Source organism: Microvirga massiliensis (assembly GCF_001006805.1).
GTDB lineage: Bacteria > Pseudomonadota > Alphaproteobacteria > Rhizobiales > Beijerinckiaceae > Microvirga > Microvirga massiliensis.
This window is the reverse complement of sequence record NZ_LN811352.1, coordinates 381,967-394,583: the sequence shown is the minus strand read 5'-3', so window position 1 is coordinate 394,583 and position 12,617 is coordinate 381,967. Positions and strand designations below refer to the sequence as shown.

The 12,617-nt window shown below is 64.0% G+C and carries 12 protein-coding genes; 10 read left to right on the top strand and 2 right to left on the bottom strand.

The features are described from left to right. Nucleotides 1-558 precede the first annotated feature (558 nt). The 3 genes from BN1233_RS10780 (at nucleotide 559) to BN1233_RS10770 (ending at nucleotide 2,436) form a co-directional block, all read left to right on the top strand. Nucleotides 559-759: a hypothetical protein gene (locus BN1233_RS10780; RefSeq protein WP_046863544.1), complete on the top strand. Its 201-nt coding sequence runs from the start codon at nucleotides 559-561 to the stop codon at nucleotides 757-759. Between the two features lie 442 nt (nucleotides 760-1,201). After that, a complete protein-coding gene (locus tag BN1233_RS10775) occupies nucleotides 1,202-1,873 on the top strand; it encodes a cold-shock protein (RefSeq protein ID WP_046863543.1) in 672 nt (223 codons plus the stop codon). Between the two features lie 221 nt (nucleotides 1,874-2,094). Continuing rightward, entirely contained in the window at nucleotides 2,095-2,436 is a 342-nt protein-coding gene (locus BN1233_RS10770; protein ID WP_046863542.1) for a hypothetical protein, read from the top strand. A 153-nt stretch (nucleotides 2,437-2,589) separates the two neighbouring features. On the opposite strand, the gene phaC is transcribed toward BN1233_RS10770, so the two are convergent. Beyond that, nucleotides 2,590-4,395 carry a class I poly(R)-hydroxyalkanoic acid synthase gene (phaC, locus tag BN1233_RS10765; RefSeq protein WP_046863541.1) on the bottom strand — a complete coding sequence of 602 codons (1,806 nt, stop codon included), beginning with the start codon at nucleotides 4,393-4,395 and terminating at the stop codon, nucleotides 2,590-2,592. 143 nt (nucleotides 4,396-4,538) lie between these two features. On the opposite strand from phaC, the gene BN1233_RS10760 reads away from it, so the two are divergent. The 4 genes from BN1233_RS10760 to glpX all read left to right on the top strand — a co-directional run bounded on the left by BN1233_RS10760 (nucleotide 4,539) and on the right by glpX (nucleotide 8,825). After that, nucleotides 4,539-4,880, top strand: coding sequence for a hypothetical protein (locus BN1233_RS10760; protein WP_048707717.1), 342 nt, complete (start codon nucleotides 4,539-4,541; stop codon nucleotides 4,878-4,880). 95 nt (nucleotides 4,881-4,975) lie between these two features. Further along, nucleotides 4,976-6,199 (top strand): LL-diaminopimelate aminotransferase, encoded by a 1,224-nt coding sequence (locus tag BN1233_RS10755; protein ID WP_046863540.1) that lies wholly within the window; start codon nucleotides 4,976-4,978, stop codon nucleotides 6,197-6,199. Nucleotides 6,200-6,370: 171 nt separating this feature from the next. Continuing rightward, nucleotides 6,371-7,693, top strand: coding sequence for a homoserine dehydrogenase (locus BN1233_RS10750; protein ID WP_046863539.1), 1,323 nt, complete (start codon nucleotides 6,371-6,373; stop codon nucleotides 7,691-7,693). A gap of 133 nt (nucleotides 7,694-7,826) precedes the next feature. Beyond that, nucleotides 7,827-8,825, top strand: coding sequence for a class II fructose-bisphosphatase (gene glpX / locus BN1233_RS10745; RefSeq protein ID WP_046863538.1), 999 nt, complete (start codon nucleotides 7,827-7,829; stop codon nucleotides 8,823-8,825). A 54-nt stretch (nucleotides 8,826-8,879) separates the two neighbouring features. On the opposite strand, the gene BN1233_RS10740 is transcribed toward glpX, so the two are convergent. Beyond that, complete coding sequence (locus BN1233_RS10740; protein ID WP_046863537.1) at nucleotides 8,880-9,299, bottom strand: hypothetical protein; 420 nt, start codon at nucleotides 9,297-9,299, stop codon at nucleotides 8,880-8,882. A 112-nt stretch (nucleotides 9,300-9,411) separates the two neighbouring features. On the opposite strand from BN1233_RS10740, the gene BN1233_RS10735 reads away from it, so the two are divergent. The 3 genes from BN1233_RS10735 (at nucleotide 9,412) to BN1233_RS45905 (ending at nucleotide 12,500) form a co-directional block, all read left to right on the top strand. After that, nucleotides 9,412-10,230 (top strand): helix-turn-helix domain-containing protein, encoded by an 819-nt coding sequence (locus BN1233_RS10735; RefSeq protein ID WP_046863536.1) that lies wholly within the window; start codon nucleotides 9,412-9,414, stop codon nucleotides 10,228-10,230. A gap of 220 nt (nucleotides 10,231-10,450) precedes the next feature. Continuing rightward, nucleotides 10,451-11,983 (top strand): succinyl-CoA:acetate CoA-transferase ScpC, encoded by a 1,533-nt coding sequence (locus BN1233_RS10730; protein ID WP_046863535.1) that lies wholly within the window; start codon nucleotides 10,451-10,453, stop codon nucleotides 11,981-11,983. Between the two features lie 88 nt (nucleotides 11,984-12,071). Continuing rightward, a complete protein-coding gene (locus tag BN1233_RS45905) occupies nucleotides 12,072-12,500 on the top strand; it encodes a GNAT family N-acetyltransferase (RefSeq protein WP_082145421.1) in 429 nt (142 codons plus the stop codon). Nucleotides 12,501-12,617: the final 117 nt, after the last annotated feature.

The following is a 12,617-nucleotide window of genomic DNA, read 5'->3' as shown; positions in this document are numbered from 1 at the left end:
CATGTCGCCCTTTCGCAAAGAGCGTCCGGGCAGTCGAAATCTCTCCGCCGCCGACGGTTCCTGAAATATTGGCCGGCCTCGGGGCCTGTCGGCCACGGGAGGCGAGAGCGAGTCCTGCTCCACCATCGATGAATAGCTGCCTTGGCCAGAGACGTCATCCTGGAACGGACAAGCTGCAATGTCCGAGTCGATCAGCCTGGGCAATCCGGACAGGCAACTCGGAACAGTCCTTAGGTAATTCCCTGAGATGCATTCGTCGGGGCGTCATGTAGACACCGGTCAACGACCTGTGGGGGCTGATGCAGGCGGAAGGGCGGTCTCCGGACCGCCCTTTTTATCACGACGCGCTGCTCAAGGACCGAAGCATCGGATTGGTCCCGAAAGTGGAGTCTACTTCTGGGTCCGATGCCATAGCGTCCGGACAACCATGGCGTGTGGGGCCGAATTCCCGGTCGCGGGATGATGTCTTGACGGCGCCGCAGCTTTGACGCGGGGCTGCCGTATTCATTCGGTTGAAGCGCCCAAACGGTTACTCCGGACTCAGAAAGAGTCGTCGGCATGCAGCGCAATCCGCAGAATACAGGCAGCAAGGAACTTCTCGCGAGGATCGATCAGGTCATCGAATTGATCGACGACCTGCGTCGTGAGCGCAGCGGAGACGAGATCCGGTCGGCCCGCTTTCGGCTCGGAGCGGTTCATGCCCGAGCACGCCTCAACCGCCTCGACCGTCGCAATGGCATGCAGAAGGCCGCAGGCTGAAACAGCGCTTCTCCTCCGATGTCCCGACGCAAGGGCCGGACCCGGCGCCAGCATCCCGAGATGGCCCCGACCCGGTCCAGGCGAGAGAATGCGCGGCCTCTCGCAGAAATGTCCTTTAGAAGTAGGGTTCTCGTCCTGCGACGTCTTGATCGATCTCGTTCAATCGTTTAGTTCCTTAGCGTCCTGCGGGCGCTTACGGCACGAAGCGGCGATCCGAGGCACGGCGCGGTTGCGGTGACTTGGGGCACTCATTAAGGACGAGATGGCGTTGGCGGGACACGGGATCTTCGGATCAGGTTTCAGCGCCTCGACCAGCAAAAGCACCACAACGGTTAGGATTCGCGGATTGAACACACGGCAGCCACACTCCCCGATGGGGGGACACGGGTGCAGGGTGCGTTCAGCGACGCGCAAATCCGTGTTTTCAAGATCAGGATGACATATGGGCCGAGGCAGTGATCATCGCGACCGTAGGCGTCGTTTTGGCGACCAGCCGGGAGATCCGTGGGGAGGCGATTTCGCACCGCCGCCCTCATTCGATAGACCGCCGATGCGCCCTGCGCGCATGTCGATGGCGTCGGGACCCGAGATCCAGGCGACGGTTAAGTGGTTCAATGGAGAAAAGGGGTTCGGATTCGTCCAGCTTCTGGACGGTTCGGGCGAGGCTTTCCTCCACATTCGGGCCGTCGAGGCCGCTGGTCATCAGACCCTGGAACCAGGCACCACCCTAACGGTGCGCGTCGGGCAGGGCCAGAAGGGCGCGCAGGTCACCGAAGTTCTCAACGTCGACACGAGCACCGCGGAGCCAGAGACGCGCCGCGGTCCGCGTCCGATGGGCGACCGCGACCGTGGCGGCGGCCCTCGGTCGAGCCCAGCACCGTTCAATTCCGCTGATCTCGCCGATGCGCCCGAAGTCTCGGGCAGCGTGAAGTGGTATGACCCCGTCAAGGGCTTCGGATTCGTCGCCGTGGATGGCGAAGCCAAGGACCTGTTCGTACACCGCTCCGTCGTGGGTCGGGCGGGTCTCGGTGAACTTGCGCCCGGGCAGAACGTGATGGTCCGCATCGTCGAAGGCCGCAAGGGCAGGGAAGTCGGCGCGATCCGCGCGAGCTAGACGACGCTGGTCGTGAGGTTGCGGGGCCGGGCCGGCCCCGCAGCGCATTCTGCCGCGTCCGTGGATGAGGCCACGACGCGTGAGCCTCATTGGCGCGTTTCGAGATCGATCGCGCCGACCCTCGTTCAGCATTTGGAGAGATTTTTCCTCCCATGCTGCAGGCTCGTGGGCCTGTGCGTATCGCACGGCCCGCAAGCCATCGAGCCTCGAGGGTACGATCCATGAAATCCCAGATCTCCTTCCGCGCAGGCATGGCCGCTCTCGCGGTCACTGTGAGCCTCGCAGCCGTCAATCCGGTCCTGGCGCGGGACCGGCTTTCTCCCGGCGCTGCCGCGGCTCTCGGAGTCCTCGGCGGCCTCGCGGTCGGCGGCGCCATCGCGGCAAGCCAAGCACCCGTATACGCCGCTCCAGCTCCCGTCTATGTCGAACCGGAGCCGGTCTATGTGGCTCCGCCGCCGCCCCGCCGTCGCGTCATCGTGGAACGGCGGTGCTATGAGGAGCGCGCGGACGAGTTCATTCCCGGCTGGGGATGGCAGGAGCGCAGCCGCACGATTTGCCCCTGACTTCGTCACGGATGGTGCCGGCCCGCGTTGGGCGCCCAGAGCCGAGCTCGTAATCCGACGCGGAGAATTTGACCGGTCGAGATCTCGAGTGCGGCTCGCCGCTCTTCGATCTGCCCCTGCCAAACCGTCAGAACCGCGGTGCAGAAATGCTCGTCAGGACGGGATCATGACATAGGTGCCCGGGGCGTCGCACAGGGCAGGCAGCGGCCCGGCGCCCGGCTCCCGAGCGGCGACCCGTTCGGGGGCCTGTTTCTCAATCCATTCGAACCAGTAGGGCCACCACGTGCCGGGGTGCTCGGTCGCATCGGCAATCCAGTCTTCGAGCTCACCTGCAACCTTGCCGCCCGTCCAGAACTGGTATTTGGGCCGACTGACCGGGTTGACCACGCCCGCAATGTGACCGGATCCGGCCAGAACGTATTCCACCGGACCTCCGAACAATTTGGATCCGAGAAACACGGAACGGGCAGGGGCGATGTGATCCTCCCGGGCTGCCAGGTTGAAGACGGGAATTGTGACCTTTCCGAGATCGAGGATGACGCCATCGATCTCCATTTCGCCGCGCGCGAGCTTGTTCTCCAGATAGCAGTTGCGGAGGTAGAACGCGTGGTTGGCGGCAGGCATTCGCGTGGAATCGGAATTCCAGTACAAGAGGTCGAAGGGGAAGGGTGAGTGACCCTTCAGATACACGTTGACGACATAGGGCCAGATCAGGTCGTTCGGCCGCAGCATGTTGAAGGCATTGGCCATACGCGAGCCTTCGAGATACCCGCGCATTTTCATCGTGACCTCGGTCGCGTGGATCTGGGCTTCGTCGACAAAGACTTTCAGATCGCCTGCATGCGTGAAATCGACCTGCGTCGTGAAGAACGTCGCGCTGGCAATCCGGTCGTCATCCTGCGCGGCCATATAGGCGAGGGCGACGGCCAGGAGCGTTCCGCCCACGCAGTAACCGATGGTATTGACCTGACGTTCGCCCGTGGCCGTTTCGATCGCCTCGAGCGCCGCGAAGATCCCCTCGCGCATGTAGTGGCTGAAACTTTTTTCGGCGTGCCGCTCGTCCGGGTTCACCCAGGACATGCAGAAGACCGTAAGGCCCTGCGAGACTGCCCAGCGGATGAAGCTCTTCTCCGGATTCAGATCGAGCACGTAATATTTATTGATCCATGGTGGCACTATCAGGAGAGGGCGCTTCAACACCGTCTCGGTCGAAGGGCTGTACTGGATCAGCTCGATCAACTCGTTGCGGAAGACGACCTTGCCGGGCGTGTTTGCGAGATTGACGCCGACCTTGAAGCGGCTCGGATCGGTTTGCCGGAGCTTCAGTTCTCCACGTCCTGCCTCGATATCTTCCGCGAGCATCTTCATGCCGCGTACAAGATTGGCGCCGTTCTCCTTGATCGTCTCCCGGATGAGTTCCGGATTGGTGGCGACGAAATTGGACGGTGACAGCGCGCTCGAGATCTGCCTGACGTAAAATGCGGCCTTGTGACGGGTATGGTCATCGAGGCCATCGGCCTCGTCGACAAGCCTCTCCGCCCATTCCGTCGTGATCAGGTAGGCCTGCTTCAGGAAGTCGAAGATGGGATTCTCCGCCCATTCCGGATCCTGGAAGCGCCCGTCCTTCGGAGCGGGCTCGACGATCGGCTCGGCCGCCTCGCCATTGGCGCGCTTCAGCGTCGAGGTCCAGAGCTCGAGAAATTTCGAGCCGATCCTCGCCTGCGCCTCGATCGTCCGTTGCGGCTCGACCAGCCAGAATTCGGCAACACGGCCCAGGGTACTGACGGCTTCGGCGACCTGATCGGCAAGGCCGGGCTTGGCCTCGCGCTGCTCGAATGGACGGATGTAGGCAGCGGTCGCCTTCCCGGCCTCCTCGACGAGCTTGGCCATGTTCTGTGACAGCACGTCGAAATTGGGGACCGGCAGAGTCTCGTTCGCATCTGCCTGCGGCTTGTCCATTGGGCTGTTCCCTCCACCGGCATTGCCGATGATCTCCCTTTCCGACATTTTAGCGGTCCATCCGCTTTCGTGGCTAGAGCGAGCGCCTTCGAACCATGCCAGTCCCCTTCGGTCGATCCTTCCTCCTGCGGGGAGGGTGTGCAGTGCTCGCCGTAGTGCCGTTCCTGGGCGGGTGCTCGGGCGATGCCAATCCGGTCCGGGACATCGTGGCTGCCGTCGGAGGAGGCCCGCCGCCGGCCGAAACGCCGGATTTCGTGGCGAGCACGCGCCCGGAAAAGCTCGACTACATTCCGGTCGGGACACCGGATCGGCGCAAGACGCCGGCCCGGACGGCAGATGAGGTGAAGGCGGTCGAGTCTGAGCTCGACACGGTCCGCAGCCGGAACGAGGCTGCCGCCCAGGCAGCACGCGAGGCCGGCGCGACGCCTGCCCCGAAGCCTGCCGAAACGTCCGTGCGACGACCGGTCCCGGCGACTCAGCCCTGAAGATGCATTCCGGAATTCCGGCGGGGCTGGCGCCTTACGGCGCCGGTGTTAAACGAATGTGACGCGCCACAGAGACTGCGCCGGGGATACGCTCCATGTCCGACTTCCACCGCATCAAGAGATTGCCGCCTTACGTCTTCGAACAGGTGAACCGGATCAAGGCGGCTGCACGGGCAGGCGGCGCGGACATCATCGATCTAGGAATGGGCAATCCGGATCTCCCGGCGCCCCAGCACGTCATCGACAAGCTCGTCGAGACCGTCGGCAAGCCGCGGACGGATCGCTACTCGGCCTCCAAAGGTATCGCCGGGCTCCGGCGCGCGCAGGCCGGCTACTATGCCCGTCGCTTCGGGGTGAAGCTCAACCCGGAGACACAGGTTGTCGCGACCCTCGGCTCCAAGGAGGGCTTCGCGAACATGGCCCAGGCGATCACCGCCCCGGGTGATGTCGTCCTCGTGCCCAATCCGAGCTATCCGATCCACGCCTTCGGGTTTCTGATGGCCGGCGGAGTGATCCGGTCGGTCCCGGCGGAGCCCAGCCCTGATTTCTTTTCAGCGGCCGAACGAGCCGTCGCGCATTCCATTCCGCGCCCGATCGCCCTCGTGGTCTGCTATCCGTCGAATCCGACGGCGATGGTGGCCTCTCTGGATTTCTACAGGGACCTCGTTGCGTTCGCGAAGAAGCACGAGCTGATTCTGCTCTCGGATCTCGCCTATGCCGAGGTGTTCTTCGACGAGAAATCGCCGCCTCCGTCGGTCCTCGAAGTCCCGGGCGCCATGGACGTCGCGGTGGAATTCACGTCGATGTCGAAGACCTTCTCGATGGCCGGCTGGCGAATCGGTTTCGCGGTCGGAAACGAACGCCTCCTCGCGGCACTCGCGCGCGTGAAGTCCTATCTCGATTACGGCGCATTCACTCCGGTTCAGGTCGCTGCCACGGCCGCCCTGAACGGGCCTGACGACTGCATTCGGGAGATGCGGGCGACCTATCGCCGCCGCCGTGACGTCCTGATCGAATCGTTCGGAAAGGCCGGCTGGCATATCCCGTCGCCGTCTGCCTCCATGTTTGCCTGGGTCAAGATTCCCGAGCGCTTCCAGGGAATGGGCAGCCTCGAGTTCTCGAAGCTTCTCATCGAGAAGGCCGATGTTGCGGTCGCACCGGGAATCGGATTCGGCGAGCACGGCGATGAATACGTTCGTATCGCCATTGTCGAGAACGAGCAGCGCATCCGGCAGGCTGCCCGCAATATCAGGCGCTTCTTCGAGACGGCGGACCAGACGCTCCACAACGTGGTCCCGCTCGCCCGCGTGGGCTCCTGAGACGGCAAGCGCCAGAGCCGGGTCGGTCTCCCCCAGCCTCGTCAGAGACGAGTGGAGCACTCGAAGGGCTTCCGGCCGGTCCGGTTGGACTCTTCCCGGAAGGGGTCCGCATGGACAAGGTGGCATGCCGTCCCGTAAAGAGCCCGCGTCATCTTCGAACAGGGCTCTCTCGTGACTGAAGCGCTTCGGATCGGCGTCGCCGGCCTCGGAACTGTGGGTAGTTCGGTCGTGCGAATGATCGCGCGGCAGAACAATGTCCTGGTCGGACGTTGCGGACGTCCGGTCCGCGTGACGGCGGTGAGCGCCCGCAACCGCAGCAAGGACCGGAACCTCGATCTGTCCGCTTATGAGTGGTTCGACGATCCGGTCGACCTCGCCAGGAACGAAAACGTCGACTGCGTGGTGGAACTCCTCGGGGGCGCCGAGGGAGCTGCCCGAAGCACGGTCGAGACCGCGCTCGCGAGCGGCAAGCACGTGGTGACGGCCAACAAGGCGCTCCTTGCGCGGCACGGCCTGGACCTCGCGCGGGCGGCCGAAAGCCGCGGCCTCGCGCTTGCCTTCGAGGCTTCCGCCGCGGGCGGGATTCCGGTCGTGAAGACGCTCCGTGAGGGGCTGCCCGGCAACAGGGTCGGGCGGATCTATGGCATCCTGAACGGGACGTGCAATTACATCCTGTCCCGGATGGAGACGGAGGGGCTGACTTTTGCCGATTGCCTGGCGGAAGCCCAACGCCTCGGCTACGCAGAGGCCGATCCGACCTTCGACGTGGAAGGATTCGACACGGCGCACAAGCTCGCACTCCTGACGAGCCTCGCGTTCGGCACCCAGATCGACGCCGATGCGATCTATGTCGAGGGAATCTCGAAGATCACGCCGCTCGATCTCTCGATGGCACGCGAACTCGGCTACCGGGTGAAGCTGCTGGGCGTTGCCGAGCGGACCCGCACCGGAATCGAGCAGCGCGTGCACCCCACGATGGTTCCCCGGGATTCGGCGATCGCCCAGGTCATGGGCGTGACGAATGCGGTGACGATCGATGCCGACGCCGTGGGTGAGTTGACTCTCATCGGGCCTGGCGCCGGCGGTGAGGCCACGGCCTCGGCGGTCGTGGCGGATGTCGCCGATGTCGCCGCCGGACAGGTCTCGCCGTCCTTCGGCCGGCCGATCGATCAGCTCGAAGTGGCGACCCGCGCGCCGATGCAGCGGCACGAGGGCGGCTATTATATCCGCTTCACGGTCCATGACCGGCCAGGCGTCGCGGCCGGCGTCGCGACCCGGATGGCCCAGGCGGATATCTCGATCGAGAGCATTCTCCAGAAGCGTTCGGAGCTGGCGGCCAGCCAGGATCCGCACGGCCGGTCCGGCGCGCCCGTTCCGCTCGTCCTCATTACCTACGCCGCCTCCGAATCCGCCATCCGGTCCGCCGTGGAGCAGATCATCGGGGATGGCCTCACGGTCGAGCCGCCCCAAGTCATCCGCATCGAGCGCGAGTAGGACGGCCCAGGGAGCAGTTTCCACTCTCCTGCAACGTGCTACGGACGTATACTATGGTCCTGATCTCCCGATCGGACCCATGATCGGTGAGGCGGCCGTCCGGCCGCATGTCCAATACGGAGAAGCCCCGCCCATGTCGCATGGCATCACGGTTCAGCCCGGCCTGATCATCGAACGCATCCTGACTCTCGAACTGGTCCGGGTCACCGAACGGGCAGCCGTCGCCTCCGCGCGCCTGCGCGGACGAGGCAGCGAGAAGGCCGCTGATCAGGCAGCGGTCGACGCCATGCGGCGGGAGCTCAATAAGCTCCCCATCGATGGGACGGTCGTGATCGGCGAGGGCGAGCGGGACGAAGCGCCGATGCTGTTCATCGGCGAACGGGTCGGCAACCGGCAGGGGCCCAAGGTTGATATCGCCGTGGATCCGCTCGAAGGGACGACCCTCTGCGCGAAGGACATGCCGGGCTCGATCGCGGTGATGGCGATGGCGGAGGCCGGCACGCTTCTGGCGGCACCGGACGTCTACATGCACAAGATCGCGGTCGGACCGGGATACCCGGACGGTGTCGTCGACCTGGATGCGTCACCCGAGGACAACATCCAGTCCCTCGCCAAGGCGAAGGGCGTGAAGCCGTCCGAGATCACCGCCCTCGTCCTTGATCGTCCGCGGCACACGGATCTGATTGCCGCGATTCGGAAAACGGGCGCAGGCGTTCGCCTAATTTCCGATGGCGATGTGGCCGGCGTGATTTTCACGACAAACCCCAGAGAGACGGGAATTGATATTTATCTCGGGATCGGCGCGGCTCCCGAAGGTGTCCTCGCGGCCGGTGCGCTGCGTTGCATCGGAGGGCAGATGCAGGCTCGCCTGATCCTCGATACGGAGGAGAAGCGGAGACGCGCAGCCCAGATGGGCGTCACCGATCCGGAGCGCAAATACGACATGACCGACCTCGCCCGGGGCGACGTCATCGTAGCGGCGACCGGCGTGACGGACGGTGCGCTCCTGAAAGGTGTGAAATTCGGACCGACGGTGATCGAGACCGAGACCATCGTCTATCGCTCCGCGACCGGAACGGTGCGTCGCATTCACGGTGAGCATCGCGAGCTCGCGAAGTTCCATCTCGACTGATCGCCACGCATCGGAGGGCGCCGTCGAGGCGCCCTCCGTGCATGTGAGCGTCAACTACGCGAGTGCAGGCGTCATGGGGCGCTCTGCGCGGCGGATGCCGATGAACTGCGCCTCCGCGAAACCTGCCACCACGACCGCCTGAAGGATCACGAACGCCGTTCCGAGGCTCGTTGGAGAGACCCACCCCGCCAGGAGCAGGATGGCGCTGTCGACGACCCACATCACGTTCGCGGCAATGACGGCCCATACGGCCCACCGCGACGCGGACGCGACCGGGCGCGTGCCGAGCCAGGCGACTGCCGCTGCATAGGGGACGAGGATGAGGCCTGTCATGCGCAGCAGCATCTCCGGTAATCCCAACGGCGCGGCGAGGAGTCCCGCGCCGCCGAGGGACAGAAGTCCCATGGCGCCACTCGCCACGGCGTCGCCGAGAAGGGCATAGCGCAGGAACGGAGAAGGGTGGATTTTCGGCATCGATCATCTCCTTGATGGTGTGAGATCGCGTGGAGGATGACGGGAGTGCCGGTGCAGGTCGATTAAGCCGGAGGTAATTGGGCCGGGGACCTCGCTCCCCTATGATGGGCTCATGTCCTCCGTATCCGTTCGACCGCTTGGCGATCATCTCCGTACTTGGCGACAACGTCGCCGCATGAGCCAGCTCGATCTCGCGCTCGAGGCCGAGATCTCGCAGAAGCACCTCAGTTTTGTGGAGAGCGGGAGATCGGTTCCCAGTCGCGAGATGGTGCTGAATCTGGCGGAGCGGTTGGACGTTCCTCTCCGCGAGCGAAACATGATGCTGCTGTCGGCCGGCTATGCACCCCTTTTCCCGGAACGCTCGCTCGACGATCCGGCCATGGCTCCCGCTCGTGCGGCGATCGATCTGGTGCTCAAGGCCCATACGCCGTTTCCCGCCCTTGCGGTCGACCGCCACTGGAACCTCGTTCTGGCGAATGCCGCATTGCCGCCGTTGCTGGCTGGCGTCTCCGATCGAAGCTTGCTGGAGCCGCCCATCAACGTGCTTCGCTTGAGCCTTCATCCGGGAGGCCTTGCACCGCTGATTGCCAACCTGGCGGAATGGCGTGCGCACCTAATGGACCGGCTTCACCGCCAGATCGAAGTCACCGCGGATCCGGTTCTCTCCAGGCTCAGGAGCGAGCTCCTGGCGTATTCATCCGACCGCGAATCAGGGCCGCACGGAAACGTGGATTCTTATGCAGGTCTCGTGGTTCCGCTGCAGCTCCGGACCCCGCAAGGCGTGCTCTCGTTCCTCTCGACGACGACGGTCTTCGGCACGCCCATCGATGTCACGTTGTCGGAACTCGCCGTGGAGGCGTTTCTGCCCGCGGATGCTGCGACGTCGGATGCGTTGCGCGCATTGGCGACGAGCCGTGACGGAAAGGCGTGAGCTCCTCGGCGAACCCGACACACCTCACGTCAGTTGTCCTAATGAAGCCGGCTCCGCCGGACGGTAGCGGTCATGCGGGCTGAGCTGTCATCCGCCTGCCTCGGCAATAGCAGGACTGCGGTTTCACGGAGCAACGTCCTTGTCGGGTTTGCCTGCGCATACGGGGTAGGGCGGCGCCTCGCAGCACCGCTGACCACGTCGAAGAGGAGAAACAGTCACCATGGCTGTGCAATCTCGAATTCTCGACCCGGCGCTGCGCGACCGGATCATGTCGGCGGACGAGGCAGCGGCACTTATCGAGCCCGGCTCCAACGTGGGCATGAGCGGCTTCACCGGCGCAGGCTATCCGAAGGAGGTTCCATCGGCGCTCGCCCGCCGCATCCTGGCCGAGCAGGGAAGCGGTCAGCCGTTCAGGATCGGCGTCTGGACGGGCGCCTCGACGGCCCCCGAGCTCGATGGAGCCCTGGCCAAGGTGGACGGAATCGAGCTTCGATTGCCGTATCAGTCGGACCCGACCTGCCGAGAGCGGATCAATGCGGGGAGCATGGAATACATCGATATCCATCTGTCCCATGTCGCCCAATTCGTCTGGTTCGGCTTTCTCGGCCATTTGAATGTCGCCATCGTCGAGGTGGCAGCCGTACTCGACGGAGGACGGCTCATCCCGTCATCTTCCGTGGGCAACAACAAGACGTGGCTCGACGAGGCCGACAAAGTCATCCTCGAAGTCAATCACCGGCAGAACCTCGGGCTCGAGGGTATGCATGATATCTACTATGGAACCCGGTTGCCGCCCGACCGTGAGCCGATCCCGCTGTCTCATCCGAATGATCGCATCGGCAGCCCCTACCTTCTGTGCGATCCGGCCAAGATCGTAGCGATCGTCGAGACGGATCGGCCCGACCGGAACACGAAATTCGCGCAGCCCGACGAAACCTCCCGCCTGATCGCCGGGCACGTGATCGAGTTCCTCGAGCACGAGGTTCGCCGGGGTCGGGTCCCACCCTCCTTGCTGCCGCTGCAGTCCGGGGTGGGAAACGTCGCCAATGCCGTCTTCGCGGGCCTTCAGGAAGCACCGTTCGAGGGACTGACGGCCTATACCGAAGTGCTGCAGGACGGGATGCTCGACCTGATCGCGTCGGGCAAGCTGACCTCCGCCTCGGCAACCGCTCTCTCCCTCAGCTCTGAAGCAGCGGCAAGATTCGAGGCCGGAATCGAGGATTTCCGAAAAAGAATCGTCCTGCGGCCGCAGGAGATCAGCAATCACCCCGAGATCGTACGACGGCTGGGCGTGATCGCGATGAACGGCATGATCGAGTCCGATATCTACGGCAACGTGAACTCGACGCACGTCATGGGGTCGAGCATCATGAACGGGATTGGCGGCTCGGGCGATTTCGCGAGGAACGCATTCATCTCGATCTTCATGACCCCGTCGATTGCAAAGGGTGGGTCGATCTCCTGCATCGTTTCCATGGCATCGCACGTGGATCATACGGAGCACGACGTGCAGGTCATCGTGACCGAGCAGGGGCTCGCGGACTTGCGCGGTCTCGCGCCGCGGCAGCGCGCGGAACGCATCATCGCACAATGCGCTCATCCACGTTATCGACCCATGCTCGAGGATTATTTCGAACGCGCCGTGAAAGGTGCTCCGGGCCTGCACACGCCGCACCTGCTCGACGAGGCGCTCAGCTGGCACGTGCGATATCTTCGCACCGGGACGATGGAGCTGCCGCCTGCGGATTTTTGATGGAATGTGGGAGAAAGCCGCCCTTCCCGAGATCAGCTGACAACGTGCCGAGCTCGTCCTACAGTGACCAAGCAAAATGGTGAAGATCATGCCTGATCCTCGTGAGAAACCTGGCTCCGATCCGAAAGCGGACAGTCGCTTGGACAGCGCACTCGAAGATTCGTTTCCGGCGAGCGATCCCGTCTCGTTCGAACATTCCGACCACGCAGGGGCACCGCCCGGCCACAAGACGCCTGATCGGCCCCGTGATGTCGTCGACAACCCGTCCCAGAACAGGTTCGAGCTCGCGTTGGAAGACTCGGTCGCTGTCGCGTATTACAGGCGGGACGGCAATCGGCTGACCCTCCTTCACACCGAGGTGCCGCAGGAGCTTTCGGGACGCGGGATAGGCACGAGGCTCGCCGACGGTGTCTTCCAAATCCTCCGGGCCGAGGGCGTCCGTGTCGTCGCGAAGTGCCCTTTCATGGCGGCCTACGCCAGCCGGCATCCGGAGTTCAGTGGCATGCTGGAGGGTTGAGAATCGAGCCTCTGCCCTCTTCGTCATTGTGAACGCAGTAAAACAATCCGGGCGCGTGCCCGTCAAAGGGTAGATTGCTTCGCCTCTGGCTCGCAATGACGAGGTGGGCCGTGTGAT